The sequence below is a fragment of the Nocardia otitidiscaviarum NBRC 14405 genome (genome assembly GCF_000308635.1).
GTDB classification, from domain to species: domain Bacteria; phylum Actinomycetota; class Actinomycetes; order Mycobacteriales; family Mycobacteriaceae; genus Nocardia; species Nocardia otitidiscaviarum.
The window spans coordinates 1-26390 of sequence record NZ_BAGD01000024.1 but is presented as its reverse complement, the minus strand read 5'-3'; the positions used below and the strand labels follow the sequence as shown (position 1 = coordinate 26390).

General features: G+C 66.0%; 30 protein-coding genes. 10 read left to right on the top strand and 20 right to left on the bottom strand.

Annotation, left to right across the window (positions count from 1 at the left end; all coding sequences use genetic code 11):
• Positions 1 to 28: 28 nt before the first annotated feature.
• Both ON31_RS02385 and ON31_RS36435 read right to left on the bottom strand, forming a co-directional pair.
• Complete coding sequence (locus ON31_RS02385) at positions 29 to 337, bottom strand: hypothetical protein (protein WP_147287024.1); 309 nt, start codon at positions 335 to 337, stop codon at positions 29 to 31.
• A gap of 40 nt (positions 338 to 377) precedes the next feature.
• Complete coding sequence (locus ON31_RS36435) at positions 378 to 533, bottom strand: hypothetical protein (RefSeq protein ID WP_157533569.1); 156 nt, start codon at positions 531 to 533, stop codon at positions 378 to 380.
• A 462-nt stretch (positions 534 to 995) separates the two neighbouring features.
• Between ON31_RS36435 and ON31_RS02380 the strand changes: the two genes are divergently transcribed.
• The 4 genes from ON31_RS02380 (at position 996) to ON31_RS02370 (ending at position 3303) form a co-directional block, all read left to right on the top strand.
• Positions 996 to 1244, top strand: a complete 249-nt coding sequence (locus ON31_RS02380; protein WP_255221956.1) for a hypothetical protein — start codon at positions 996 to 998, stop codon at positions 1242 to 1244.
• Complete coding sequence (locus ON31_RS38490; protein WP_370450376.1) at positions 1231 to 1749, top strand: DUF6879 family protein; 519 nt, start codon at positions 1231 to 1233, stop codon at positions 1747 to 1749. The genes ON31_RS02380 and ON31_RS38490 overlap by 14 nt, the downstream gene beginning before the upstream one ends.
• Positions 1746 to 2573 (top strand): helix-turn-helix domain-containing protein, encoded by an 828-nt coding sequence (locus tag ON31_RS02375; protein ID WP_039808840.1) that lies wholly within the window; start codon positions 1746 to 1748, stop codon positions 2571 to 2573. The genes ON31_RS38490 and ON31_RS02375 overlap by 4 nt, the downstream gene beginning before the upstream one ends.
• A gap of 166 nt (positions 2574 to 2739) precedes the next feature.
• Positions 2740 to 3303 (top strand): hypothetical protein, encoded by a 564-nt coding sequence (locus ON31_RS02370; protein ID WP_039808838.1) that lies wholly within the window; start codon positions 2740 to 2742, stop codon positions 3301 to 3303.
• Positions 3304 to 3780: 477 nt separating this feature from the next.
• Here ON31_RS02370 and ON31_RS02365 read toward each other — a convergent pair whose 3' ends face one another.
• The 6 genes from ON31_RS02365 to ON31_RS02345 all read right to left on the bottom strand — a co-directional run bounded on the left by ON31_RS02365 (position 3781) and on the right by ON31_RS02345 (position 8059).
• Entirely contained in the window at positions 3781 to 4632 is an 852-nt protein-coding gene (locus ON31_RS02365; RefSeq protein ID WP_039808837.1) for a phage major capsid protein, read from the bottom strand.
• A gap of 168 nt (positions 4633 to 4800) precedes the next feature.
• Positions 4801 to 5295 (bottom strand): hypothetical protein, encoded by a 495-nt coding sequence (locus ON31_RS02360; protein ID WP_039808835.1) that lies wholly within the window; start codon positions 5293 to 5295, stop codon positions 4801 to 4803.
• A 49-nt stretch (positions 5296 to 5344) separates the two neighbouring features.
• A complete protein-coding gene (locus tag ON31_RS02355) occupies positions 5345 to 5665 on the bottom strand; it encodes a hypothetical protein (protein ID WP_039808833.1) in 321 nt (106 codons plus the stop codon).
• A 28-nt stretch (positions 5666 to 5693) separates the two neighbouring features.
• Positions 5694 to 6404 (bottom strand): helix-turn-helix domain-containing protein, encoded by a 711-nt coding sequence (locus tag ON31_RS38485; protein ID WP_370450454.1) that lies wholly within the window; start codon positions 6402 to 6404, stop codon positions 5694 to 5696.
• 79 nt (positions 6405 to 6483) lie between these two features.
• Positions 6484 to 6675: a helix-turn-helix transcriptional regulator gene (locus ON31_RS02350; RefSeq protein ID WP_039808831.1), complete on the bottom strand. Its 192-nt coding sequence runs from the start codon at positions 6673 to 6675 to the stop codon at positions 6484 to 6486.
• 262 nt (positions 6676 to 6937) lie between these two features.
• A complete protein-coding gene (locus tag ON31_RS02345) occupies positions 6938 to 8059 on the bottom strand; it encodes a site-specific integrase (RefSeq protein WP_039808874.1) in 1122 nt (373 codons plus the stop codon).
• 789 nt (positions 8060 to 8848) lie between these two features.
• Here ON31_RS02345 and ON31_RS02340 point away from each other — a divergent pair.
• On the top strand, positions 8849 to 9385 hold the full coding sequence (locus ON31_RS02340; protein ID WP_039808873.1) for a hypothetical protein: 537 nt from the start codon (positions 8849 to 8851) through the stop codon (positions 9383 to 9385).
• Between the two features lie 442 nt (positions 9386 to 9827).
• Here ON31_RS02340 and ON31_RS02335 read toward each other — a convergent pair whose 3' ends face one another.
• The 3 genes from ON31_RS02335 to ON31_RS37690 all read right to left on the bottom strand — a co-directional run bounded on the left by ON31_RS02335 (position 9828) and on the right by ON31_RS37690 (position 10926).
• On the bottom strand, positions 9828 to 10262 hold the full coding sequence (locus tag ON31_RS02335) for a DoxX family protein (protein ID WP_039808829.1): 435 nt from the start codon (positions 10260 to 10262) through the stop codon (positions 9828 to 9830).
• Positions 10263 to 10381: 119 nt separating this feature from the next.
• Positions 10382 to 10591, bottom strand: a complete 210-nt coding sequence (locus ON31_RS02330) for a TerD family protein (RefSeq protein WP_081592171.1) — start codon at positions 10589 to 10591, stop codon at positions 10382 to 10384.
• A 131-nt stretch (positions 10592 to 10722) separates the two neighbouring features.
• Positions 10723 to 10926 carry a hypothetical protein gene (locus ON31_RS37690; RefSeq protein WP_255221955.1) on the bottom strand — a complete coding sequence of 68 codons (204 nt, stop codon included), beginning with the start codon at positions 10924 to 10926 and terminating at the stop codon, positions 10723 to 10725.
• A 21-nt stretch (positions 10927 to 10947) separates the two neighbouring features.
• On the opposite strand from ON31_RS37690, the gene ON31_RS02325 reads away from it, so the two are divergent.
• Complete coding sequence (locus tag ON31_RS02325; protein ID WP_255221954.1) at positions 10948 to 11640, top strand: DUF8832 domain-containing protein; 693 nt, start codon at positions 10948 to 10950, stop codon at positions 11638 to 11640.
• A 10-nt stretch (positions 11641 to 11650) separates the two neighbouring features.
• On the top strand, positions 11651 to 13222 hold the full coding sequence (locus ON31_RS02320) for a DUF4139 domain-containing protein (RefSeq protein WP_039808823.1): 1572 nt from the start codon (positions 11651 to 11653) through the stop codon (positions 13220 to 13222).
• Between the two features lie 16 nt (positions 13223 to 13238).
• Here ON31_RS02320 and ON31_RS02315 read toward each other — a convergent pair whose 3' ends face one another.
• Entirely contained in the window at positions 13239 to 14843 is a 1605-nt protein-coding gene (locus tag ON31_RS02315; RefSeq protein ID WP_051036710.1) for a succinic semialdehyde dehydrogenase, read from the bottom strand.
• A 140-nt stretch (positions 14844 to 14983) separates the two neighbouring features.
• Between ON31_RS02315 and ON31_RS02310 the strand changes: the two genes are divergently transcribed.
• The gene (locus ON31_RS02310) at positions 14984 to 15817 is read left to right on the top strand and encodes a crotonase/enoyl-CoA hydratase family protein (protein ID WP_051036707.1); all 834 of its coding nucleotides are present in this window, start codon (positions 14984 to 14986) and stop codon (positions 15815 to 15817) included.
• Between the two features lie 283 nt (positions 15818 to 16100).
• Complete coding sequence (locus ON31_RS02305) at positions 16101 to 17879, top strand: ABC transporter ATP-binding protein (RefSeq protein WP_039808821.1); 1779 nt, start codon at positions 16101 to 16103, stop codon at positions 17877 to 17879.
• Between the two features lie 3 nt (positions 17880 to 17882).
• Here the strand turns inward: ON31_RS02305 and ON31_RS02300 are convergent, their stop codons facing one another.
• From ON31_RS02300 to ON31_RS02265, 8 genes are read right to left on the bottom strand one after another with little or no spacing between them, the layout of a single operon-like run.
• Positions 17883 to 18653: an SDR family NAD(P)-dependent oxidoreductase gene (locus tag ON31_RS02300; protein WP_039808819.1), complete on the bottom strand. Its 771-nt coding sequence runs from the start codon at positions 18651 to 18653 to the stop codon at positions 17883 to 17885.
• Entirely contained in the window at positions 18650 to 19360 is a 711-nt protein-coding gene (locus tag ON31_RS02295; protein WP_051036705.1) for an acetoacetate decarboxylase family protein, read from the bottom strand. Before ON31_RS02295 ends, ON31_RS02300 begins: the two co-directional genes overlap by 4 nt.
• A gap of 58 nt (positions 19361 to 19418) precedes the next feature.
• Positions 19419 to 21032: an acyl-CoA synthetase gene (locus ON31_RS02290; RefSeq protein WP_039808817.1), complete on the bottom strand. Its 1614-nt coding sequence runs from the start codon at positions 21030 to 21032 to the stop codon at positions 19419 to 19421.
• An 18-nt stretch (positions 21033 to 21050) separates the two neighbouring features.
• A complete protein-coding gene (locus ON31_RS02285) occupies positions 21051 to 22319 on the bottom strand; it encodes a hypothetical protein (protein WP_039808815.1) in 1269 nt (422 codons plus the stop codon).
• Complete coding sequence (locus ON31_RS02280; protein ID WP_039808813.1) at positions 22313 to 22861, bottom strand: nuclear transport factor 2-like protein; 549 nt, start codon at positions 22859 to 22861, stop codon at positions 22313 to 22315. Before ON31_RS02280 ends, ON31_RS02285 begins: the two co-directional genes overlap by 7 nt.
• A complete protein-coding gene (locus ON31_RS02275) occupies positions 22861 to 23064 on the bottom strand; it encodes a ferredoxin (protein WP_029932777.1) in 204 nt (67 codons plus the stop codon). Before ON31_RS02275 ends, ON31_RS02280 begins: the two co-directional genes overlap by 1 nt.
• Positions 23064 to 23852, bottom strand: coding sequence for an SDR family oxidoreductase (locus tag ON31_RS02270; RefSeq protein ID WP_039808811.1), 789 nt, complete (start codon positions 23850 to 23852; stop codon positions 23064 to 23066). Before ON31_RS02270 ends, ON31_RS02275 begins: the two co-directional genes overlap by 1 nt.
• Entirely contained in the window at positions 23852 to 25057 is a 1206-nt protein-coding gene (locus ON31_RS02265; protein WP_029932779.1) for a cytochrome P450, read from the bottom strand. Before ON31_RS02265 ends, ON31_RS02270 begins: the two co-directional genes overlap by 1 nt.
• 245 nt (positions 25058 to 25302) lie before the next feature.
• Between ON31_RS02265 and ON31_RS02260 the strand changes: the two genes are divergently transcribed.
• The coding region (locus ON31_RS02260) for an aldehyde dehydrogenase family protein (RefSeq protein ID WP_039808809.1) at positions 25303 to 26390 on the top strand (1088 nt) is incomplete at its 3' end.

Below are 26390 nucleotides of genomic sequence, written 5' to 3'. Positions count from 1 at the left end.
TTCCCGAGCATCGGAGTGGTTCTGGTGGTTATACTTCGTCCGCGCTGGTAGGTGGGAGGTCCGGCAGCGGCGGCACGACGCGCCGTGCGTAGGTCTCCTGCGGTGTCACGGTGATGATGTCCACCCGGCGAATCAGATCGACCGGAATCTGTCCGCCCGCGAAGTGTTCAGCGCTGGGCACGATGATGGCCTCAGCACGCAACCGGGTGGCTTGCGCTTTCAGCCGGGCCAGCGGTGGCCGACCGAATCGAGGGTCATAAACGACCATGTCAGCAAAGTCCAGGCCCAGCTGTTCGGCGCGCTTGCGAAGCTGGCTCTGGTCCCACAGCAACGCCATGCCGGACACATCGGTTCGGAGATAGCCCAATACCGTCGCCCTATACCGCATGTCCCGCCTCCGGTCGTTCGTCGTCCTGGCGGTCTTCATCCGACCGGAAGAACTCCAAGTAGACGCCCGAGTCGTCTTCGTCTCCATAGGTGTTGGTTTCCAGGAAGCCGCCGGGGAACTCGTAGACCCTTCGCTGATAAGCCATCTCAGCCCCTTGTCCGCGATCGGCTGATCTCGGGATCCTCAGCCGCCCAGCGGTCTCTGGCATCGGCGAACCGTGCCATCAGCTCGACGGACGGCATAGGAACCGTCCACGCGGTGAAGCGGTACGTTCCTGGCTTCCGTTGCGGTAGTTGGCGCTTCACGATCTCTCCCCGGCAGACGGCCCACACTGGCAAGGCAGCTCGGGACCGAGACGACTGCACCGGCCCCGAACGCCTGATCAGACGCTATGGAAGCTTGCGCACCCTGGTCTACAGGTTTGTAGATGTTTGCAGCACTTTGAGTCAGGCTATTGACCTGATCAGGAATAACGGCGCACCCTCAGGTGTCGGATAAATCCGGTTCCACGCAAAGGACCACCATCATGAGGCACCTTCGCCACCTTGGCACGGACACCCGTCGCGACGGCTCCCCGGCTCTGTTCGCGACGGACGACAGTTACGTCATGATCGGCTGGAAGCTCTTGGAGGACGACATAAGGCGCGTCGAGATCCCGCACAAGCTTCTGGGCTACCTTGAGCCAGGCAGTTGCCTCGGCGCGAGACTCGAAGACAGCGGACACGGGACGTTCTACCTTGAAGGTGAGCCGATCACCGATCCGGCCGAACTGTCGCAGATGAAAATTCTTGAGTATGAGCAGAGCATAGAAGTACCGAAAGCAAGGGAGATTCGACCGGACGATGATACTCCTTAACGCCCACGAATTCAGGGAGAGGCTCAAGAGCTGCAAGCGAGGGGCTTTCCATCTCGAAACCCAGGATGAGTACTCCGTAGCAGATGAGGAAGAAGATCTGGCTGAGTTCATCCGTACCGGCAACTTCGATGAATCGTGGTCTTCGTGGGAGTTCCTGATTAGAGATATCACCGACACAGGTCGGCGCATCCAACGGTTACGAGTGGTTAGTGAGCCGCTTACTGATTACGCACGGTTCTTGTACGCCACTACACGAATAAACGTAGAATCCGGGGAAGATGTTCGCTGGCTTCCCCGGCACGTAATAGACCCAAATGCATTGACAGCGGACGATTGGTGGACATTGGATGACGAAGCTGTAGCCTTTACGGCGTTCAAGACGGATGGCAACCTGGGCGGTCTGGCACTCACGACCGATCCTGCCATACTTCGGTATTGCTTGGCCGTCCGCGACGCTGCCTGGCCTCTCGCCATACCGCACGCGGAATACCACCCTGCGCTGTGAGTGGAATCCAGCAAGCACGCGACACATTGGGGGCGCGTCTTCGCGAACTCAGAAGGGAAGCTGGTCTGACGGGCCTCGAACTGGCCCGTCTTGCTGGGTGGGACAACTCGAAGGTATCCCGTTACGAGCACGGAAAGCAGATCCCTTCCGAGCAAGACGTACAGACGTGGTGTGTACTGACTGACTCCACGCTGCAACTTCCTGATTTGATTGCTTCCGTCCGAAATATAGAATCCGCGTATCTGGAGTGGAAGCGGATTCAGTCGCACGGCATTCAAAAGAAGACGGCGCAAATCGAAGAACGTGCCAGACTTGTCCGAGGTTACGATCCCGACCTGATACCAGGATTGCTTCAGACTCGGGAATATGCGACGGAAGTCTTGAAGACATGCATCAACTTTTCCGGTGGTCCTGACAATGTGAAAGCGGCCGTGGAGGTTCGCATGGAGCGGCAGAACATTCTTCGACGGAATGGGCGGCGACGCTTCCATTTTCTTCTGGCTGAGCAAGCGCTTTACACGACAGTTGGTGATGATGAAATCATGGTTTCGCAACTTTCGAGCTTGTCAGATGACACCCGTTCGTCACGCTTGTCTTTGGGGATCATCCCGCGCACTTCCAGGTTTCGATGCCCGACCAATAATTTTCTGATGTTCGACCGACATCGGGTACAGGTCGAAACCGTGACGGCTGAACTCGTCATCACCCAACCCCGCGAGCTTGCTGAATACGAAAGGACCTTCTTGTCCTTGGTGGAACAGGCCGTCAAAGGAGAGGCAGCACGGGCGTTGATTCGCAGGGCACTTGAAGTCCGGTCTGCGTAGCTCTCTGAGGACGGTTGTTCGGGAACGTCCGTGCGCAGCCTTGACAGAGCGAGCCGGGGTCGCTCGACACAGAACCCCTCTCGGCACGGGGCCTGAGATCCCCGGTGCGCGAGGGCATCTCACGATAGGCTGACCGCCGCCACACATGCTGCACGGAGGGGGAACGATGGTTGATCTCATGCGCGAGAAGTCGCGTGGGAACGGGCTCGGCAACAAGCGCTGGCGTCGCTATGCCGACGCGTTCGACAGGGTCGAGCGCTGCCTGAGCCAGGGGTACCACCTCGAGGCGATTGCGATTCTCGACTCCCTGATCGGGGACAGGCTCGCGAGTCGCCTCGCTCATCTGGTGGGTGCGGACTCGATCTCGGTTTCCGCGGTCGGCACGTTGTGTCGCAAATTGGTTGGCCACAAGAATGATCCGGGGGTGGAGTTCGATCCCGCCTTCCGTGAGGTGGTCGCCGAGATCAAGACATGGTCGGTAGCCCGCAACGATGCGATGCATGCCATTGCGAGGATCTTCAGGGACGAAGATCCTGCCGTGTCCTTCGACGACGCGATGGAGTCGCATCGTCAGACCGTTTTGGAGGGCATCGCGCTTCTTCAGCGCTTCGACCGGCTCGACACCGCCGTTCGGAAGCAGCGCCGGAAGATTCCCGCGACGGTGCCGGGCGCGTTCTTCCCCGCCGAACGGCCGGCGTCGATGCGGGACCCGCGCCCCGACGCTCGATAGTCTCCAGGACGCCGGGGCAACGCGTGGCATCGCCTGTCCCGAAAAAACACCCGTGGATACCGTACGGGCCGCGAACCACAGAGCGACCCGGTGCGATATAAGACCGGGTGGGAGGGGTGGGGCGGCCCGGGTTCCGGTTTGTGCCTGGTTGGGCTACGTCCCCTCGGGTGCTGGTAGGCACGTGATCAGTGCGTAGCGGCTCGCGGTTGTGCGGTAGCACGTTTCCTTGCTGTGGCGGCGTCGTTCCGTTGGGCCGCAGTGGTTTTGGCGCGCGCGCCAATTTCGTGCTGGGTCTGTTCAGGGATGATGTCTGCCCAGCCTCGTTGTGCCCATTTCGCTGCGGTGTCGTGGCGGACGCGTACGAGTCCGTCAGCGCCGACGTGCGTACCCGTGGTGGGGTCGAACACGAGGTGTGGACCTCGGACGCGACACAGCACCGACGAGCCGTGTGCGTGAGTGGGGGTGTGGTTCATTCGGCTACTCCGGGATGGTGATCTTTACGACGGTGGCGGGTTCGGGCCAGCCGTAGGAGACGCGGAGTTTGGCGCGGATCGCGATGCGGTCGGAGGTGAAGTACACGCTGCGGTCGGTTTCCAAGGTGACCTCTTCGGCGATGGCTAGGAAGCTGCGGGTGTTGTCGATTCCCCAGATGGTTCGCGGCGCGACGGCAGGGGACACGATCAGGGGTCGCCCGAGGACCTGGCGGCGGGTGGGCAGGGTTGGGTCCGGTTGCAACGCGGGCATGAGCCCGCCTACGCCTCCCAGTGGCGTCGTGGCGACCAGCAATGCGGCATCGGGGGCGGCGACCCAGTGTGTGATGTCACCGCCTGCGAGCACGGACAGGCTCTCGGCTTCGGCGGCCCAATCGAAATCGGTCAGTTTGCCACCGGACACGTGAGCGGTCACGGCTTGGACCCCGGATAGGGCGGCGAGCCCTGCCGGGGCGGGAGCGGGCAGGCTCCCGAACGCTCCCATGTCCAGCTTCTTCGCGATGTCCTTGGCCAGCCCGCCACCGACGATATCGGCGGCCTGCGGGGTGGAGGACTGCGCGAGTTCGGAGGTGATGACGGACAGCCCGGCGAGCTTCTGGGGGGTGAGTATCAATTCGTCGAGGTCTGCGTCCGTAACGGGGATTTCCGCGCCCTCGGCGACGAACGAGGCGGTAGGGGTGGCGGCGGTGACCGGGATACGCAGGGCGGATGCGCCCGGCGTGCGGACGATGGTGGAGCACAGGGCGATTGCCGCGAGGGATTCCAGCGGTTTGACCAGGCTGGCTTCGATCTGTGCGGGATTGAGGATGGCAGCGCCGGAAACGGTGGTAAAAGGCATGGAAAGCTCCGAGAATTCGAAACGAACGAATGTGTTCGCCCGTGCTCTCGGAGCTTTCGGACGTGGCCTGCAAAGCCGACGGTGGAAATCGCGAGCAACACCGTTGCCCGCGATCCCTTTTCAATTATCTGATACCGGATATGGCACTGGCTAGATGAATTGCGTCGGTCAGCCTTTCAGCAGCGTGCCCCAGTGCCCTTTGCCGGTTCCGCGTGTTCCACCGGTTTGGCCTTGGCCCCAGTTGGGGTGAGTCTGTCCGGCAGCGTATTTGCTCAGTCGTGGACGGAGGGCCACCAGTTCTCGGACGGCAGCGCGAACCTTGTCGGGGTCAGGGTCGCCGTTGTCGTCCAGCAGGTCGGTTAGCTCGACTCCTCCGACATCGAACAGGTCACTCGGTACCGACAACGTGGTGGACGCGGCCTGTTCGATCGCGGCGCGCTGGTAGCGGGCGATGCGTTCGTGCGCGGTGGCGAGTGCGGTTTCAGCGTTGCGCAGCTTGCGTCGCCACTTCGCCGCTTCGGCATTGGGATTCTCGCCCTTGGGATTCTCGCCCACGTTCTCGGCAGTGCCCTCGGGAGTGTCCGGGGCGACTGGATGGTCAGTGGTAGCGGTTTCGTGGCTCACGGCGGCGTTCAGGGTGTCGCAATCGGTTGCGGTGCTCACCGTTGTGGTTTTACTATTCATTTCTTGGTCCTCGGTGTGGGGATCGGTTTTACGCGTCGGGGGTTTGATCGGACAGTGCTGGCCAGGTGCGCCGTCGCAATGTCGGTGCCAGCCATTCCACTTTCGTGTGCAGTCGGTCAGCGTCGGTCGCTGCGGGCTGGTCTTCGGGCAGTGCGAGTCCCAGTGCCCGTAACAGCTGTTTCTCGGTATCGGTCGCGGGTCGGATGCGGTCGCGTGGGCAGGCATCGAAATCGGCTGCCTGTGTGGCGTCCTCGGAGTTTTGCAGCAGCGGGGGGAGTTCAGTGGTGAACGTGAGCCAGCCACGCCGGTCATTCGGGATGCGTGAGGGAAGTGAGGTAACCGGTTTCATTTCCCATTCCTTTCGTGGTGTTTCCGAGTCAGAACGGAGGTTCCGACCAATCGTTCGTCTCGCGCGTGCGTTCGGGGACGTGAGAAGAGTGTGGGAACGGTCCCAGTGAACCGTGCGGTATGTCCGATTCCCACGTTCCGGGAATAGATCTCATTCCTTGCCCCTCGTACTCGTCTGGGTGCCAGGGCTGAGGTTCCGAAGGCGAGGGCGTGAGTGTCGGGCGCGCGCTGGAGGGACGAGCAGTCGCGCGCGTCTCGTTCCGCGAATCTCGTTGAGATGGATATTGTTTGAATGATTCTTGTTTGTGTCCCCCTTGGAGGACTACCCCTTGTCCTTTCTGCTGGACTACCCCCCGTTCCTTCCGCGAGACTGCCCCCATCCTCTTGGCGGGGCTACCCTCGCCCCGCTTCCGTGACGGACTGTTCGCGCTCAGGTCCAGGTTTGCCAATAGCCGGTAACGGTTGCTGCACTGTTCGACGTGAGTGTCGTCGCGTGCCGTGGACCACGTACCGTTGCCACTTTCGAATTGCGGAATCTTCTCGAGGAAACCAGCGTTGACCAACTCCTGAATATATGAGTCGATCGATTTCGCCTGCTTCACGCCGACCTCATTGGCGAGGGTGCGGCGCGACGGCCATGCCTCCCATGACTCCCAATCTGCATGTCGTAGAAGTGCCGCATATACCAGCACTGCTGTGCCTGAGATTATCCTCTTCTCGTAGTGCGCAGCATCCTGCACCACGTAGGGCAGCCTTATGAATCCGTGCTTCACGGCGTCACTTTCTTGATCTCAACGGAATCTAGCGATCGAAAGAAGTTCAGCGCATGGGCTTCATGATCGAATCGAGTTCGTTCATGTCCACGCGGATGGCCCGCGTATGTGGAACCCGGTAGCCGGTAATGGTTCCATCCGCAATGCGGCGGCGAATGGTGCGCACGGAAACACCCCATGCCTCTGCCGCCTGGTCGAGTGACACATAACGAGGGTGGGTGTATGTCATGGTTGCCATATTCAGTTGTCCTTGTTGGTGGAGAGGGTCAAAAGGGCGCGCATAGGTGTGAGCCTGAGAATCTCGCACGCGCGGAGCATGCCTTTGACTGAATAGAACGCCGAATTGCGCTCTGCCTCAATATCCTACCAGGCCACTTGCGGCAACCCCGGACCTATGGCACGTATGACACTCATCACAATTCGCGCAAATTGGCATGATCGGGTAGGAGTACGCCCCGTTATGCGTACTGAAGGCTCGCATGCGGAGCGTTGCCGAGTTGCTAGGCGGCCCACATGCCTTGCGCCAGTTCTCGGTTGCGCGCGGCATTGGACTGTACGTACCGCTGACTCATCGCGACGCTGGCATGCCCCATGAACGCCATATGATCGGACAACGTTGCGCCCTGCTGTGCGAATAGCGTTGCCGCCGAATGCCGTAGGTCATGGAACCGCAACGTCGGGCACCCGATCTTCTCGGCGGCCTTCTTCAGCCGTTTGCGAATCGTGTTCGCGTGCAGCACTTCGCCGCGATCGGACGGGAACACCAGGCCGTCACGGCCACTGGCGGCATACGCGACAAGATGGGCCGCCAACACTTTCCGAAGCGGCGCAGGCAGCGACACCGTACGCAGGGCCGCCTTGGTCTTCGGACTACCCACGATCACATCCTTCTTGATCCGCACCGCCGCGCGCGTCACCGTAACCTCGCAATCCGTTCCGGTGAGCTTGAAATCACCACGCCGCAACGCGCTCACCTCACCCCACCGCAACCCGCTGAAACCAGCGACCAGCACCAGTGCTCGCCACCGTTCCGGCATCTGATCGGCAAGCTGGCGAATCTCGGTTGCCGACAGAGCAATCGGCTCAACCGTGCGCTTCTTTGACCCAGCCCCTTTGATACGGCACGGATTCGCCGGAATCAGCTCATCCTCCACCGCTTGCCTCATGATCGTCCGCAGCAGTGAGTACGCGTTGGCATTGCGCGTCGGGAACCGACCGAGCCTGGTGAACCACGCCCGCACCCGAGGCAAGGTCAACTCGTCCAGCGGCACATCCCCTAACTCGGGCAGAATCACGTTGTCCAGGTAGCCCCGATACAGCTTGTACGTACGCGGCTTGAGGCGACCCTCCGACTCCTCATGCCACGTATTGCAGTAGCGGCGCACCGTGAGCACCTGCGCGGCCCTCGCCGCCTCCTCAGCACGCTGCCGCTCTGCCGGGGGCGTCCACGCGTCCAGCTCGATCAGCTTCCGTTCCTCGGATAGCCATCCGATGCAATCATCCTTCGATTCCCAGGTGCGCGGCCCCTTGTGCTGCTGTCCGTCCGGCCCCGTGTAGCGCGCCTGCCATCGGCCCGAGGATGTCTTGCGGGGAGCGCCGAACGCCCGTTTCGTCTGTGCCATTTGCGTGCCTAATCTCTGCCTGACAACGGTCAACATCTGTCCACTCGCGACCCTCGTGGTCAGATGGTTCGCATTGATTCTACCTGGCAGGCAACGGATTTCGGCACATCAAGACGTTGGCAAGATCAGTCAGGTTGGCAGGTTCAAATCCTGTCACCCCGACTGTGTGGTTGAGACACAAGAAACAGCCCCTGACTATCGATAGTCAGGGGCTGTTTGCTGTTCATGGTCAGGGTGCGGCCAGGTGTTCCGGAACAGGCGACAGCTACTGGTCTGCTGTGTCGCCGGGCCCTCACCGTCACCGAGGAGTCCGCGAATGGTGGTCGTGGTGTCCGGTGTGATGCGGCGCACCGGGGGTAACTCCGCAGCGTCGTCGTACTGGATATGACCGACCGATTGTCACTGCATCCTAGCGCTACCGAGCGAGCACGAAGGAGGGACCACGGCGACCCTCGCGGGCGTTCGAGACGGCCTGATTCGCCAGCGCAGCCAGGCGATTGTCGCTGGTGTCGGCCTGCTGTCGGTCCAGCGTCGGGCCGGGGGAGATCGGATTCCGCCCCGGCTTCGACCATCCGCCGGTAGGCCCCGTTGACGTCGGCGACTCACAGAAAGAACGCGACCCGGCCGGCGACCTGCTCGCCGATGGCTAGAGCTTGGGGCTTCCGTCGTCGGTAAGTGATCACGAGTCTTTGATGCGATCGAAACCGACTGCCTCGATGAATAATTCGTTGGCCGAACCGGCCGGCGCTCGCGAGGTCGACTACGCGCTTGCTGTTTACGCTTGTGACCATGAATGCCGACAAGGCAGCGAAGCAACGTTTCCTCGTGTGTCATGACTACGGGATGGGTGGTCTTTGGTGGTGGGTGCACGCGCGTTCAGCGCGTGAGGTCGCGGAGACTTTCGCTGAGACGCGGGTCGTCGCGGATGGGGAGCGGTTGGCGGATGCCCAGGGGTGGGGCCTGGACGAGGTCGATATTGATGGCCCTGTCGATTCCGCGCTGAACAGCCTTCGCGCCAAACGGCTCAGCCAGCGGAATCGGGCGGGTTTCGGGATGCTGGCCGACCGCGAGGTGCTGTATACGCGCCAGCGTTGGGAGGGCGAGGACGGTGTCCCCGCCGCCGATTACCTGACCGAGATCACCCATGGCTATCGGACCCGCCAGGTCGAGATACGCGACAACGGTGAAGCGATTCGGACCGGCCTCGACGACTTCCCTCTCAATCCGCCGATCGACTTGTGGGATCCGGATCTGGTTGACTCGCAGATCGCGGCAGAAGAGTTCGAAACGGCTTGGGACAGAGCAGCTCCCCCGGTGGCGGACTGAGCCGCGAACGGCCCGCAAATCCACGGGCCGACCGTTCCTGATCCATCGCAAGCCCCATACGAGCATCTCGGTGGAATCGGTGACCGTTGCGCGGCATCGCCGATCGAGATTGGGCGGCTGCCGGTGCCCTGGTCAACACCCCACCACCGGCGGACCCAATTGCGCACCCCCACCGGCGACACCATCACCACCAGCCCTGAAGGCGCCGAGTTCCCCTCCCGCATACACCGGTGGCCGCAACCCCGACGCAACGTGTTGCCGGGCACTCATTTACGGTTGCCGCGCACTGCACACACGATGGCCAGCTGGCGCCCCGCTCGGATAGGCGTGGCGCCAGCTGGCCATGTGGGTCGATTGCCGCCAACCCGACAGGCGATCGACCCCGGACACGCGACTGCGATCGGTGGTCACCCACCGATCGCCGGTCGTGTTCATGGATTTGTCATCGCGAGAGCGACTTGCGCAGGTCGGTGATGGTGGCGCGGCGCTCGTAGGCGATCCAGGCGAAGATCGCGGCGAGGACCAGGGGGAAGATCGACATCTCGGGGGCGTCGGCGATGAATGCCTGGGTGCCGGCGGCGAGCACGGTGAGAACGGACAGGCCCGCGGCGGCCAGGGCACTCAGGCGGGGAACCATCAGGCCGATACCGCCCGCGACCTCGACGACTCCGATGAAGATGAGCAGGCCGAGGGGGATGGTCAGGTTCTCGGGGGCGTTGTCCATCAGGGTGTTCGGGATGACGAGCTTCGGTCCGCCGGAGGCGATGATGAAGAACAGGCCGAGCACGATCTGCAGGGTCCACAGGACGCGGTTGCGGATCTTGCCGGGACGGTAGGCGGCGTCGGAGAAGTTCGCGGAGGGGTTGGCGGTGGTCATGTCTGGTCCTTCTGGTCGGTCGCGCCGGGTTGGTAGCGCGTTCAACAGATAGGACGGAGCACTCTCCGAAGACTCATCGCTGTCCGCGAAAAATTTTTTCGATACGGTCCGGCACCGACCTAGTCGCTCACTTCGACTCCATACGATCGCGCGAGCACCGCCAGATCGGTCGAATATCCCTGTCCGACCGCGCGGACGCGCCAGTTGCCCGCTCGCTCGTAGACCTCCGTGAGAATCGGGGTCCCTTCCTCGGTGGCGACGTCGAGCGCGGCTCGGACGATGGTCAGCGGCTGTTCGGCGGGACCGTCGACGGTCGAAACGCACACCATCTGTTTCCGGCGCACCTCGGCCGGCACGTCGGACGTTCCGCCGACACGCGAAGACACACGGAAGCGGTTCGGTCGTGGTTCACCTCACAGAATCGACCCATTGCAACATACCCCTAGGGGGTATACTTTGATCACAACGAAGAAGGCACTGTTCGGAGGTACCAGCCATGACCGCTCAGCACACCGCCCATGCGGGACACGCCACACACTCGCGGCATGCGGTGCACACCACCCACGCCGACCAGGGGGTTCACGGCGGCACGGGACACCATGCCGGACACCAGCACCACGCCGGGCACGGCGATCACGCCGGGCATGCTGATCACGCCGCTCATGGCGCACCGGGCGGGTTGCAGGTGACTCAGGATGGGTACACGCTCGAACTGGTCGAGAACATCGTTCGCGCAGGGGAAGTCGACTTTCGGTTCCGGATCGTGGGGCCGGAGGGGAAGGCGGTGACCGAGTTCGCGCCGATTCATGATCGGGAGTTGCATCTGATCGTGGTGCGGCGGGAGTTGGACGGGTTCTGGCATGTGCATCCGGTGCGCGGCGAGGACGGGACCTGGGAGGTGCGGTTGACGCTGCCGGAGGCCGGGGCCTATCGGGCGTTCACCGATATCGCGCCGACGGCGCTGGGCAAGACCATCACGCTCGGGGCGGACTTCGCCGTCGCGGGCGACTACCGGCCGCGGCCGGTGCCCACTACCGGGCGCACCGCCGACGTCGACGGGTACGAGGTCGCCCTGGACGGCGATCTGGAGGCGGGTGCGGGGCGGCTGCTCACGCTCACCGTGCGCAAGGACGGTGTGCCGGTGACGGATCTCCAGCCGTATCTGGCGGCCTACGGTCACCTGGTGATTCTGCGGGCGGGTGATCTCGCCTATGTGCACGTGCATCCGAATGGTGAACCGGGAGACGGGGTTACGGCCGCGGGGCCGGAGGTCGCCTTCCACACCGCGGTGCCGGGACGGGGTACCTACCGGTTGTTCCTGGACTTCCGGCACGGGAATGTGGTGCGGACGGCGGCATTCACGCTGACGGCGGACTAGCCTCGGCGGCATGCCGACCGTTACCGCGCCGATCGTCGCCGTCACCGTGTATCCGCAGCAGGCCAGGGTCACCCGGCGGGCCGAGTTCGACGTGGCCGAGGGGCCGCGCATCGTATTCGCCGGGCTGCCGGTGGCGCTGGACGCGGAGTCGGTGCGGGTCACCGGGGCCGGGCCCGCCCGGATCGTCGGGGTGGATGCGCGGACCGCGCACCACCCCGATCCGGCCGATGCCAAGCGACGGGAGCTGACCGCGCAGCGGAAGGCGTTGCAGGCCACGATCGACGGCATCGCCGATGAGGAGCAGGCCGCGGCGACGAAGGTCGAGATGCTCACCGAGCTGGCGCGCAGCAGTGCCGAGAGTTTCGCGCAGGCGTTGGCGAAGGGTAAGGCCGAGCCCGGCCGGATCGCGACGGTCGGCGGCGCGTTGGACGCGCAGCTGGCGCAGGCGTTGAAGGCGCGGCGGGCGATCACCGTCCGGCGCGACGAAGCCCAGGAGGAGCTCGACGCCCTGGATCGCCGCATCCAGTCGATGGGTCGCCAATCCAGCAGGGACAGTATGGAAGTCGTGGTCGAGCTGGAGGCGACCGGCACGGGTGCGGCCGAGTTGGAGCTTTCCTACGTGGTCGAGAACGCGAGTTGGGAACCGGCGTACGACGTTCGCGTGGGTGACAGGGACGTCGAGGTGATGTGGTACGGCCTGGTGACCCAGCGCACCGGCGAGAACTGGCCGGAGTGCGAGCTGTCGCTGTCCACGGCGCGCCCGGCGGTCACCGTGACGGTGCCGGAGCTGCGGCCGTGGTTCCTCGACCGGAACCGGCCGCTGCCGGTGGGCGCGCCGCCCGCGCCCGGAATGGCGATGCGCGCTCGGGCGGCGGGCCCCGCCATGACATTCGCCGGTGCCGCCGACGAGGTCGAGATGGCGGCCATGGCACCGATGGCCGACGAGTTCGCCGATCTGGAGCAGGGCGCGACGGCGAGCACCTATCGCACCGTGCGCCCCACCGCCATCCCCACCGGAGCTCGTGGGCACCGGGCCACGCTGGCGCGCTTGGAGTTTCCCGCGGACCTCGGCTACATCACCGCCCCGGTCCAGGCCGAGGAGGCATACCTGCGCGCCGAGGTGACCAACAACTCCGAACACACGCTGCGCGCGGGCAAGGCGTCGATCTTCCGTGGGGACGAGTTCGTCGGCAGCACGCGCATCGACACCTGGGCTCCCGGCGAGGAGCTGGAATTGGCGCTGGGCGTGGACGATCGCATTCGCATCGAGCGAAAACTGGTGCGCCGCACCGCGAGCAAGGCCACCTTGTCGAGCACCAGCCGCCGCGAGGCCGAATACCGCACCACCATCGCCAATCACACGCCCGCCGCGATCGCCGTCACCGTCCTGGACCAGTCGCCGGTGTCGCGCGACGAGGCCATCACCGTCAAGGATGTGCGCACCTCCCCCACGCCGGCGGAGACCACCGACCTGGGCGAGATCACCTGGAAGCTCGAGATCGCGCCCGGCGAGACGGAGACGGTGAACCTCTCCTTCCGCGTCGATGTCGCCAAGGGTGTGGAGATCACCGGCTGGCGCTAGCGCGGGCGGGCGCACCTCAGCCCATGCGCAGCTTCTTCATGAGCCGCAGGGTGACCAGCGTGCTCTTGAGCTGCTTCTCGTAGGGCATCCCCGAGCGCGCGGCGAGGATCTGCTTCTTCTGCACGCCGATATTGATGGTGTCGGTGTACTTGAGCAGCCCGGCGGCGCCGTGCCGGGTACCCACACCGGACTGCTTCACCCCGCCCGACGGCGTGCCCTTGGCGGCATAGGTGGTCACGAAACCGTCGTTGATATTGACGCTGCCCGCCTCCAGCCGCTCGGCCACGCGGCGAGCGCGGTCCAGGTCGCCGCCCCACACGCTGGCATTGAGTCCGTAGGTGGTGGCATTGGCGAGGCGGATCGCCTCGGCCTCGTCATCGAACTTGTAGATGGCGACGACGGGGCCGAAGGTCTCCTTGGTGGCGTGCTCCATCTCCGGGGTGACGCCGGTGAGCACCGTCGGCTCGTAGAAGGCCGGCCCGATATCGGGGCGCGCCTTGCCGCCGGTGTGTACGGTCGCGCCCTTGGCGCGGGCCTCGTCGACGTGCGCCGCCACCCGGTTCATGTGGTCCACCGAGACCAGCGAGCCGAATTCGGGGCCGAAGTCGTAGGTCGCGCCCGCCTTGTCGCCCAGTTCCTTCGCGGCGGCGACGAAGCGGCGCAGGAATTCGTCGTGGATGCGTTCGTGCACGTAGATGCGCTCGATATGCATACACGCCTGCCCGCTGTTGCCGTAGACGGCGAAGATGGCGCTGGGGATGGCCTCGTCGAGGTTGGTGTCGTCGAGCACGATCATCGGGTTCTTGCCGCCGAGTTCGAGGCTGCATCCGATGAGGTTGCGTCCGGCCTGCTCGCCGATGACCCGCCCGGTGGCGGTGGAGCCGGTGAACATGACGAAGTCGACATTGTCGATGAGGGCGGGGCCGACGTCGGGGCCGCCGCCGCACACCACCTGCACCAGCCCGCGCGGCATACCGGCCTTGTGCAGCAGTTCGATGCCGTACAGCGTGCACAGCGCGGTCTTGTTGTCCGGCTTCATGACCACGCCGTTGCCCGCGATGAGCGCCGGGGTGGAGTCCGACATGGAGATGGCGAACGGGAAGTTCCACGGCGCGATCACCGCCACCACGCCCTTGGGCCGGTGTTCCTCGGTGGAGGAGGTGATGATCGGCATGGGCCCGGTGCGCCGCTTCGACTTCAGCACCTTGCGCGCGGTCTTGAGGTAGTGGGCGATGACCATCGGGGTGTCGCACACTTCCTCGATGGCCATGCGCCGCGACTTGCCGCAGCCGATCTGGATCAGCGTCGCCAGGGTCTCGATCTCGGTGAGAATGAGTTCGTGGGCGCGTTCGAAGACCGCGAGCCGCTTCTCCAGCGGCCAGTCGGCCCATTCGCGCTGTGCCGCGCGGGCGGTGGCGACGGCCTTCTCGACGTCTTCGGGCGAGGACTGCGGCAGTTCGCCGACGATATCGCCGGTATAGACCTCGATCATCTCGTACGGTTCGCGGGGTTCGCCCGCCTGACCCGCGGTCACCATGGCGGTGAGCCGGTTGATCAAGGATTCCGTGATCCGCGGCGGCAGCTTCGCCCGCGACTCACTGCGCGTACTCGTTGTGTCCATGGGGACCTCTCTCCAATGCTCGCCCCGCCCGTGACGGCGGTCACCACGTTCCAAACTAGAACACGTTATTGTTCTGTACAACGCCGCCGGGTACTTTCGTCCCAGAATCTCCGGTAACGCAAGGACAAGAAGGGCCAACGATGACCACCGCATCCGCTGCAACAGGTAGCAACACCGACGGCACCGAGGAACCGCACGCCCTGGTCGAGCAGCGGGGTGCGACGCTGATCGTGACCATGAACCGACCCCGGTCCAAGAACGCGCTGACCGGCGAGATGCTGTCCATCATGGCCGAGGCGTGGCAGCGCGTGGACAGCGATCCGGAGATCCGGTCCTGCATCCTGACCGGTGCGGGCGGAGCGTTCTGCGCGGGCGCAGACCTGAAGAACATGGCCAGGTCCAATCCGGGCGACAATATGACCGCCGGGAGCTCTTTCGATCCGACCCGCATGCCCGGCCTGCTCAAGGGCTACCGGCTGTCCAAGCCGCTCATCGCCGCGGTGGAGGGCCCCGCCATCGCGGGCGGCACCGAGATCCTGCAGGGCACCGATATCCGCATCGCCGGTGCGAGCGCGAAATTCGGTGTGTCCGAGGCGAAGTGGAGCCTGTTCCCGATGGGCGGGTCGGCGGTGCGACTGCCCCGGCAGATCCCCTACACCCTGGCCGCCGAGATCCTGCTGACCGGTCGCCACATCACCGCGGCCGAGGCCAAGGAGTTCGGCCTGATCGGCCATGTGGTGCCGGACGGCACCGCGCTGGACAAGGCCCTGGAGATCGCCGAACTCGTCAACAACAACGGACCGCTGGCCGTGCAGGCCATTCTGAAGGTCATGCGCGATACCGAGGGTATGCACGAGGAAGAGGCGTTCCAGATCGACGCCAAGGTCGGGCTGCCGGTCTTCCGCAGCGAGGACGCCAAGGAGGGACCGCGCGCCTTCGCCGAGAAACGCAAGCCGAACTTCCAAGGACGCTGAGGGTTACAACAGCGCGTTACAACCAGCCGAGGAACGGCCCCTGCCCTGCCGGGCGGGGGCCGTCGGTGTGTGACGAGGCCGGGCGCGCCGCCAGCGGAGATCGCGGACGTGCGGGCCACAGGCGGATCGTGGTTCGGAAATTCGGTGGCCGAACCGGGGCAGGCGGGGCAGCATGGAGGCTCCCCCTTCTCGCATGCGTCCCGGCCACCAGGCACACCGGGACGCCGATCGGCGCTGTTCGGAGGACGGGGCTTGTGCTCGAACACGATTCGAGAGGAGGCGGATGGCTACCCGCGCACCCGCTGTCAGGCTGGTTCTCCGCTACTACTTCCGGGAGTTGGCGAGGCGGCCGCGCTTCGCCCTACCCGCGCTGTTCGCGCCCGCGCTGGGCAATATCTGTCAGCTGTACATCGCACCCCTGGTGGTGGCCTGGCTGATCGCCAGGATCGCCGCCACCGGCGATGCGAGTTTCGATACGGTCGCGCCCTACCTGCTGGGTGTGGCGGGGCTGCTGCTGGCGTCGGAGGTGTGCTGGCGCATCGGCATTCACTGCCTGAACCGCGCCGACGCACTCGGCATCGAGAGTCTCTACATCCAGGCCATGGACCGGCTGCTGGCGCAGGACGCCGCGTTCTTCCACGACAATTTCGCCGGGTCGCTGACCAAGCGATCGCTGAGTTTCGCGACCCGCTTCGAGCAGTTCGTGGACACGCTGGTCTTCGAGATCTTCGCCGCGCTGGTGCCGTTGCTCTTCGCCTCGGTGATCCTGTGGCGCTACGACCCGCGTCTGGTCTTCGTGCTGATCGGCCTGATCGTGACGACCGGACTGATCATCACGCCGCTGGTGAAACGCCGCCAGCGCCTGGTGGACGCCCGGGAGGAGTCCATCGCCCGGGTGTCGGGGCATGTGGCCGACAGCCTGTCGAATATGCAGACCGTGCGCGCCTTCGCCGCGGAACCCCAGGAGGCCGCCGAGCACCGCAGACGGGTCACCGAGCAGCGGCGCAAGACGCTGATCTCCTGGGACTACGCCAATCTGCGCATCGACACCGTGGTCGCGCCCATGTTCGTGCTCACCAATGTGCTCGGCCTGCTGGTGGCGCTGCGGCTGGTGGGCGGCAAGGCCGGGGTCGAGGTGGTGCTGGTGGCGTTCACGTACTTCTGGAACGCCACGGGAATCATGTTCCAGTTCAACCAGATCTACCGGCGGCTGGAGAGTTCGCTCACCGAGGCAGCGCAGTTCACCGAACTGCTGCTGCGCGAACCCGAGGTGCTCGATCCGGTCGATCCGCAACCCTTGCGCCCCAAGGATTTCAGCGTGCGTTTCGACAAGGTCGACTTCACCTACCCGGGTGCGCGACCGCTGTTCCAGGGTTTGGAACTGGAGGTGCCGGCGGGCACCCGGCTGGGTTTGGTCGGCCGTTCCGGCGGCGGCAAGACCACCATCACCCAACTGCTGCTGCGCATGACCGATATTCAGGGCGGGGCGATCCGCATCGGCGGCCAGGACATCTCCACGATCACTCAGGCCGAGCTGCGCGGCCTGATCGCCTATGTGCCACAGGAACCGGCCATGTTCCACCGCACGCTGCGGGAGAACATCCGCTTCGCCCGGCCCGAGGCCACCGATGAGGAGATCATGCGCGCGGCCAAGGCCGCCCACGTGACCGAATTCGCGGATTCACTGCCCGACGGGATGAACACGCTGGTCGGCGAGCGCGGCGTGAAGCTCTCCGGCGGTCAGCGGCAGCGGGTCGCACTGGCCCGTGCCATCCTGCGCGACGCGCCCATCCTGCTGCTCGACGAGGCCACCAGCGCCCTGGACTCCGAGAGCGAACTGCTGGTGCAGCAGGCCCTCTGGGAGCTGATGGCGGGCCGCACCGCCCTGGTGGTGGCGCACCGGCTGAGCACGGTGGCCAGCATGGATCAGCTGGTGGTGCTGGATCGCGGCCGCGTCGTGGAGCAGGGTACGCACGCCGAGCTGCTGCGGGCCGACGGGGCCTACGCCAAGCTGTGGCAGCACCAGTCCGGCGGGTTCCTCGCCGACGAGGTCGCGGTGTGAGAGTCAGTCGACCGGCTTGACCTTGCTGGCGACCAGTTTGCGCAGCGTGCCGGGGATGAAGCGGCGGGCGTAGTAGGTGGGTTTGGCCTGGCCCGGGAAGACGAACAGTGGATTGGTGGGCTTGGCGAGCGCCTGCTCCAGCGCGTCCACCACTCCTTCCGGGCTCATCCCGCCCGCGCCGCCGAGGACGGAGGCGTTCTCTTCCCGAACCTTGTCCAGGAAGGGCGTTTCCACCATGGGCGGGCACAGCGCGAGCAGGCGCACGCCGCTGTCGCGCAGTTCATAGGACAGACTCTCCACGAATCCGACGACCGCGAACTTCGACGCCGAGTACCCGGCCATACCGGGTGAGGGCAGCCAGCCCGCCACCGATGCGAACAGCACCATGGTGCCGGTGCGTGCCTGCTTCATGGCCGGAATGATGGCCTGGCACATGTTCACGGTGCCGATGTAGTTGACGTCCATCATCTTCCGGATCTGCGCCACGTCGTGGTCGAGCGCGGATGCGTGGACGTGGCACATGCCCGCGGCGTGCACCACGTGGTCGAGAGTGCCGAGCTCGGCTCGCACCTTCTCCACCACCGCGAACACCTGATCGGTGTCGGAGACGTCGCAGGTGTAGGTGTGCATGTTCGGGGAGCGCCGCGCGGTCTCGGCGAGCCCCTCCCCATTGAGGTCCAGGGCGGCGACGGTGTAACCCGCGGCGGCCAGGCGCTGGGCGACCATGCGGCCCATACCGCTGGCCGCGCCGGTGACGAGTGCTGTCTTGGTCATGAGTTCTCCCGGGAGGGCAGTACCGTGGTGGCGTCGGCGAAAGTCATTCGCAGCGCGCCGATTCGGCTGGCGAAGAGGGCGGATCGGGGCAGGCCGAGCGAGCGCAGCTCGTCGGCGACGGGGTGATCACCGAGTTCGAGGCGGACACCGCCGGGCCGCATGCGCACCCCGCCCGGATGCATGGCCCAGGGGGTGCGGCGCAGGACGCCGTCGCGGTAGGTGTAGGCGTCGATGGAGGCCCCACCCGCCGCGCCGGGCGCGGGGATGCCGTCGGACACGTTGAGCGCCAACACCTTTCGCCCGTCCACCGCCACCTCGCAGCGATGGCCGCGCCGGGTCGGCGCGATGTCGATATCGGCCATGAGTTTGGGGAATCCCCAGATCTCCTGTCCCGCCGCGCAGGTGAAGCTCTGGTTCACCGGCAGCCAGTGGATGTAGGCGCCGGTGCTGCCCTTGCGGCCGGGCTGGCGCGCCATGAGCGAGAAGGCGAATTCGTGGTAGGGGCCCAGATCGCCGTCGACGTAGCGCACGAAGGCGAGATTGCACAGCGCCCGGCCGAGCACGGTGACCGGCTCCAGCCCGGTGGCCGCGAGCAGCACGCGGGCCGCCGCGGCGTCGACCGGGAACAGCGCTGAACTGGTGTCCGCGGCGCGGATTTCCACCGGCATGCGGACGTCTTCCCCGAGAACGGTATGGGCCTCCACCATGATGGAATTAGAACAGGTTCTCATAGCATTCGTACAGGGTTCCGGACACATATCCCGATCACCGGGATACGACCTCGTAATCGGGCGCGTGCGATGCGGCGTAGTCCTTGGCCCAGCGGTAGTCGGGCTTGCCGCTGGGCGTCCGCACCACCAACTCGGCCACCCAGATCCGACGCGGCAGCTTGTATCCGGCCAGATGCGCGCGCACGTGCCGCTCGAGGGCGGGAAAGTCCACAGCTCCGTCGGCGGTGGAGACCACGGCGGCGACCTGCTGTCCCCACCGCTCGTGCGGAACACCGATGACTATGGCGTCGTAAACCGATTCGTGCGCCTTGACAATGGCCTCCACCTCCTCGGCGAATACCTTCTCCCCACCGCTGTTGACCACCATGTTCCCGCGTCCGAGCAGGGTGACCGAGCCGTCCTGCTCCACCTTGGCGCGGTCGTCGGTGATGACCATGCGCACCCCGTCGACGGTGCGGAAGAGCTTGTCCGTCTTGGCCGGGTCCTTGTAGTAGCCGATGGGCACATTGCCGGTCTTGGCCACCCAGCCCTCACCACCGGGCGCGACGGGCCGTCCGTCGTCGTCCACCACCACGGCCCCGCGTCCGACGTTCACCCGCGGCCCGCGCGTCGGATCGTCGTCGCGCTGCGCGAATCCGATACCGCCGAAACCGGTTTCGGAGGAGCCGATGGAATCCGACACCATCTTCGAGGGGAAGGTGGTGAGCAGTTCGTTCTTCACCGACTGCGACAGCAGCGCCGCCCCGGAGGCGATCACCCACAGTGCGGAGACATCGGTGGGCTCGGACCGGTACGCGTCCAGCAGCGGTCGAGCCATGGCGTCCCCGGTGATGACCAGCACCTGCGGTCGCTCCCGCGCCACCACCCGCCAGACCCGCGCCGGATCGAAACGCGGTTCGAAGATCACCGCATTGCCCGACCACAGCGCGGTGAAGGTGGGCATCATGGCGGCGGCGTGGATGAGCGGCGGCAGGATGAACCAGGTGGCCTGGTCCCCGGATGCGCCGGTGCGGGACTGCTGGTACTCGTCGGCCACGGGTTCGCCGGTGTAGAAGTCGATGCCGCCGCCGAGCACGCGCCACATGTCCTCCTGCCGCCACATGACGCCCTTGGGCAGGCCGGTGGTGCCGCCGGTGTACATCAGGAACAGATCGTCGGGGCTGCGCGGCCCGAAATCCCGTGCCGGTGAACCGTTCTCCAGTGCCTGCTCGTAGGGCACCGAGTTGCTCGCCGCCCCCGCGCCGCCCTGATCGTCCTCGACCACCAGCGCGTGCCGCAACGACGGCACCTGGGGCCGCACTTCTTCGACCAGCGGCGCGTAGCAGCGGTGGTGCACCACCATCTCGAGGTCGGCGTTGTCGAAGACGTAGCGCAGCTCGTCGGCCCGGTACCGATAGTTGATATTGATCGGGACGGCCCGGATCTTGAAGCAGGCGATCAGCGTCTCCAGTGTCTCGACGCTGTTGTGCATGAGGAAGCCGATGTGGGTGCCGGGTCCCGCACCGGCCGCGGCGAGATGATGGGCGAGCCGGTTGGCGCGCTGCTCGAGTTCATCGAAGGTGCGCCGCCGGTCGCCCTGGATGACGGCGACCCGATCCGGCATGGCGTCGACGGAGTGCTCGTACAGATCGGCGAAATTACACGCCATGGCTTGTCGCTTTCTGATCTATCCGGTGGTGAGCGGCAGTGGGGTGCTGCCGTGTTCGGTGAAGGTGAAGTCCGCGCCGGTGCTGAATCGGGTGACGGCCACCTCGTCGGCCTCCCGGAACGGCGTTGCGGCCATGGCGATCTCGACGACGAGCAGGTCGTCGTCGGCCGCGCGCAGGCGGGTGTGGAAACGCGGGTTCACACCGCGCGCCATGGCATCGAGGGGTTCCAGATGGTCGGAGGCGAGCAGTGCGGGCCACGCGCCGTCGGCGACGGCGTCGCAGTCGCGGCGCAGCCGCAGTTCCACGGCCTGGTTTCCGCCGACGGTCTCCACGGCCACCTCGACTCCCACGTAGGCCGCCGGGTTCCAGGCCGGATGCAGCCGTAGCACTTTCGCCAGTGCCGCCGTATCGTCGCCGAGACCCAGGGCGCGTCGGATGCGCTCGGCGGTGAGTCCGGCGATACCGGTGAACTGTTTGCGCGCGATGGCCAGGGCGGTCGGCTCGTCAGCCCGCTCGGCCAGCGCGATCCGGAAGCCCAGGGTGAGCAGGTGATGTTGCAGGCACACCTCGTCGGCCATCCGGACCAGCGCCGATCGGGAGAAGTCACCGAAGCGGAGATCGGCGAGCAGCGGTCCGGCGTAGTCGTGCAGCCCGGGGCCCTCCCGTTCGATGGGCGGCAATTCCAGCAGTGCCGCTCGGGAATTCGCGGTGCGGTGCGCATTGGCCGGGGTCGGGGGCGGCGTATGGCTGTCGTCGATGGTGACGGTCCACGCGCACACCGGATGCCGGTCGGCGGGCACCCGCGGCGGCCGGTGCACGGGTCGCACCCGGATGCGCGGGTTGGTGGCCAGGGCCGTGGCGTCGAAGGTGGGGTCCTCGATGTGGTGGCACATGGCCACCACGTAGTCCTCCCCCATGGGCTCCACATCGGCCAGCGCACCGCAGTGGTCGAGATGGAATTCGCCGTGGTCGTGGTCGATCACCCGGTACCGGAAGTCCATGAACTGCGGTGGCGCGCCGATATCCAGCTGCATGGCCTTGAAGACGGCGTCCACGCCGTCGCCCGGAATGCGCATCGCCTCGCGCATGCGCCGCGAGTAGACCGGGCTCGCCAGCTGCCATTCCTCGATGGCCACGGCCGTCATTCCCGCGCGCCCGAAGGCGGCGATGGTGTGCGCCATGCCGGAGCGATCGATGAGGTGACCGCACAGCAGCAGTTCCGGCACCAGCACGGCCAGCTCCGCGCGGGAGAGGCTGTCGAAACGGCTGGGAACCGATGTCACCATTGCGGGACCGGCCCCTGGCCGACCGGATACCAGCCGGGCAGCGGCTGCCCGGATACCGACCGCTCGATGCGCTTCTGCATACCGGGCGAGAGCGCGTTGTCGGTCATCATCTCCACGAACAGCGCCGACACATTGCCGAAGTCGAAGAAGTCGCGCTGCCAGGACCATTGGAAGTTCCCGGCGTAGCGGAACCAGCTGCCGCCGATGCCCTCCGGGCTGTACGGCCGCCCGTCGGGCCGGTGCTTCTCATTGACCTGTTTCCAGAAGCCGATGACGCTGCCGCTGCGGTCGTCGACGACGAATTCCTGATACGGGTAGGTCCAGCCCTCCAGCCCGAACATCTCCTGGCCGAGCGCGATATCGCGGATCTCATCGCGGCCGACGGCCATGAACTCCTGCTGCGGGCCATAGTTCCAGCCGTAGGTGGCGTCCTCGGTGTAGAAGTGCGCCAGTGGCTTCCAGTCGCCGAGGGCCTCGCAGCGCTGGTTCTCCTCCACCCAGCGGCGCACCATCTCATCGAGTTCCGCACGTGGGAAAGGCATTACGACTCCTTGTCGTCGTCGACCAAGGACAGCGCCTGGGTCGGGCAGTAGCGGACGGCCAGGCGGGCCGCCTCCAGATCGGCACCGGGGTCGGCGCGCAGAATGCGCACCTGCCCCTGCTTGGGTACCTCGAACAGCTCGGGGGCCTCGTCCTGGCAGACCGCATGCCCCTGGCAGAGGTCGAGATCCACGACGAGACGCATCACCGGCTCCCGTCGTCGCTGAGCGGGGCCTCCGGCTGGACCTCCACCAGCACCAGATGCGCTCCGCGCGGCGTGCTCACCACGGCGGCGACGGCGGCCGCGATATCGGCGGCGCGCAGGAAGTGCGAATGGCGGGCGAAGCCCCACTTCACCCAGTCCTCCAGCAGCGGACCGACCACCTCGGGCGCGGCGTTCATCCCCATGCCGGTGAGGGTCTGGCCGGGCCGCACCACCGAGGCGCGCACACCGGTGCCCTCCAACTCCATCCGCAGCTGGCGCGCCAGGGTTTCCGCTCCGATCTTGGCGGCGTTGTAGGCGGCCATACCGGGGCGGGGCCGATCCGCGCAGTCGGAGCCGATGACCACGAAATCGCCGCGTCGTCGTTCGATCATGCCGGGCAGCAGCCGGTGAGCCAGCCGCTGCGCACCGCCGAGGTGGACGCGCAACTGCTGGTCGAAGACGTCCGGATCGGTGGCGTGGATCCGGCCGAACTCCAGGTCCCCGGCTCCGGAGACGACGATCTCGATCGGGCCGAGCGCATTCTCGGCGGCGGTGGCGAACGCGTCGACCGACGCCCCGTCGGTGACATCGAGCCGATGGGCGATGGCCTCGCCGCCGTCGGCGCGGATCTTGTCCGCCAGTTCCTCGCACTGGTCGACCCGGCGCGCACCCAGCGCCACCGGATATCCCTGTTCGGCCAGGGTGAGCGCGGTGGCCGCACCGATGCCGGAGGAGGCTCCGGCGATCAGCACCGGACGGCGCTCGGGATGGGGTGCGAATCGGGGCATTACCGAACCTCCACCGTGACGGGCAGTTTCGCGAAACCGCGCACATTGATCGAGTGCACGCGCGCACTCCCGGCCTCGTCCACGCCGTAATCCCGTACCCGGGTGGCGAATTCGCGCAGCACGATCTCCGCCTCCAGCCGTGCCAGATGCGCGCCCAGGCAGAAGTGCACGCCGCGACCGAAACTGATGAGCCCGCTCTTGTCGCTGCGCTCGATGTCGTAGCGGTCCGGTTGGTGGAAGACGGCGTCGTCGCGATTGGCCGCGCCGATGAGCAGCAGCACCTTGGCTCCCGCGGGGATGGTGCCGTCGGCGTAGCTCAGCTCCGCGGTGGCGGTGCGGGCCAGGATCTGGGTGGAGGCGTCGTAGCGCAGTGTCTCCTCGACCCAGTCCGGCACCAGTTCCGGGTGGGCTGCCACCTTGGCGTACTGCTCCGGGTGGCGCGCCGCCCAGTACAGGGCATTGCCGAGGAGTTTGGTGGTGGTCTCGTTGCCCGCAACCACCATGAGGAACATGAAACCGATGATCTCCTCGTCGGTGAGCCGGTCACCGTCGGCGTCGGCATCGAGCAGCGCGGAGGTCAGATCCGCGGTACGGGACCGGCGGCGCTCGGCGACCATCTCGGCGTAGTACCCGGCCAGGTGCAGGGCGGCGTCCATGGCGGCGGGCGGAATGTCGAGCACACCGTCCTCGCGGTGCACCAGCAGGTCCGCCATGCGCCGGATCTCGGCGCGGTCGGCCTCGGGGACGCCGAGCAGTTCGGAGATGACGTCCATGGGCAGCCGCCCCGCGACGTCGTCGATCCAGTCGAAATCGGTACGGGCCAGGGCCGGTTCGAGGTGGCGCAGGGTGATCTCCCGGATGCGGTCGCCCATCTCGGTGACCCGGCGCGGCGTGAAGCCCTGGTAGACGAGTTTGCGCAGGCGCAGGTGCGCGGGATCGTCCATGGCCAGGAAGGACATGGTGCGGTGGGCGTGCGGACCCCAGGCCGCCGGGTCCAGGGAGACGCCGTTGCCGCTGGAGAGGCCGATATTGTCGCGGAACCCGGCCGAGACGTCGGCGTGCCGGGACAGCGCCCAGAAACCCAGCTCGGGATTGTGGTAGAGCGGCGCTTCGGTGCGCAGCCGCCGATACAGCGGGTACGGGTCCTCGTGGACGGCGTAGTCGTAGGGGTCGAAGAGTAGCGGTTCCAGTGATGCGGCTGTCATCGCGCACACCTCCCGTTCGAGAACGCGTTCACCGAGCACTGTCGGCACCCGCCCGCCATGGAAGACACATAGCTGGACATGTGTCTGTACGGTACTGGAGCAGCCTGGGTGAGACAACGGGTTCGCCCATTTCCGGATAAATCGCGAGCCCGGGGCCGAATCGTCATACTGAAACAAGTTCTTGCGTGGCTTCGAACTCCGAACATATAGTCCGTACACGTGTCCGGACAGCAGAGGAGCTACCGATGAACGGCCTCGTCACCAGCGCTGGGTCACAGCTGCTGATCGGCGGCAAGCTGCTGCCGGGCGGCGCGGGTGTCTTCACCACCGTCAACCCGGCCACCGAGGAGGCGCTCGGCTCGGCCGCCAATGCCGACAGCGCCGATATGGACGCGGCCATCGCCGCCGCGCGCACCGCCTTCGACACCACCGACTGGTCCCGCGACCATGCCTTCCGCGCGCGCTGCCTGCGCCAGCTGCGCGACGCGCTGCGCGGGCACATCGAGGAACTGCGCGAGATCACCATCGCCGAGGCGGGCGCGCCGCGCATGCTCACCAGCGGTCCGCAGCTCGAAGGGCCGGTCGGCGATCTGGGATACTTCGCCGACCTGGCCGAGACCTACGCGTGGGAAACCGATCTCGGCGTCGCCGAGCCCATGGGCATCAAGAGCGCCCGCCGGGTGCGGCGTGAACCCATCGGGGTGGTCGGAGCCATCACACCCTGGAACTTCCCACACCAGATCAATTTCGCCAAGCTCGGTCCGGCGCTGGCGGCGGGCACCACCGTGGTGCTCAAGCCCGCCCCCGATACGCCCTGGTGCGCGGCGGCCGTCGGCCGGATCATCGCCGAGGAGACCGACATTCCGGCCGGAGTGGTCAATATCGTCACCTCCGACGACCACGCCCTGGGCACCCAGCTGGTGGCCGATCCGCGCGTGGACATGATCTCCTTCACCGGCTCCACCCAGACCGGCCGCGCGGTCATGGCCACCGCCGCCGCCACCCTGAAGAAGGTGTTCCTGGAGCTGGGCGGCAAATCGGCGTTCATCGTGCTCGACGACGCCGATCTGCGGGCGGCGGTGAGCTACGCGGCCTTCGGCGTCTGCGTGCACGCCGGGCAGGGCTGTGCCATCAGCACCCGGCTGCTGGTCCCGCGCGCGACCTACGAACAGGCGGTGGAGATCGCCGCGCGCACGCTCGGCGGCATCGCGCCCGGCGACCCGTCGCTGCCCGGAACCGTCTGCGGCCCGGTGATCTCCGAGCGCCAGCGGGCCCGGGTGGAGCGCTATCTCGACCTCGCCCGCGCCGAGGGCGGCACCGTCGTCACCGGCGG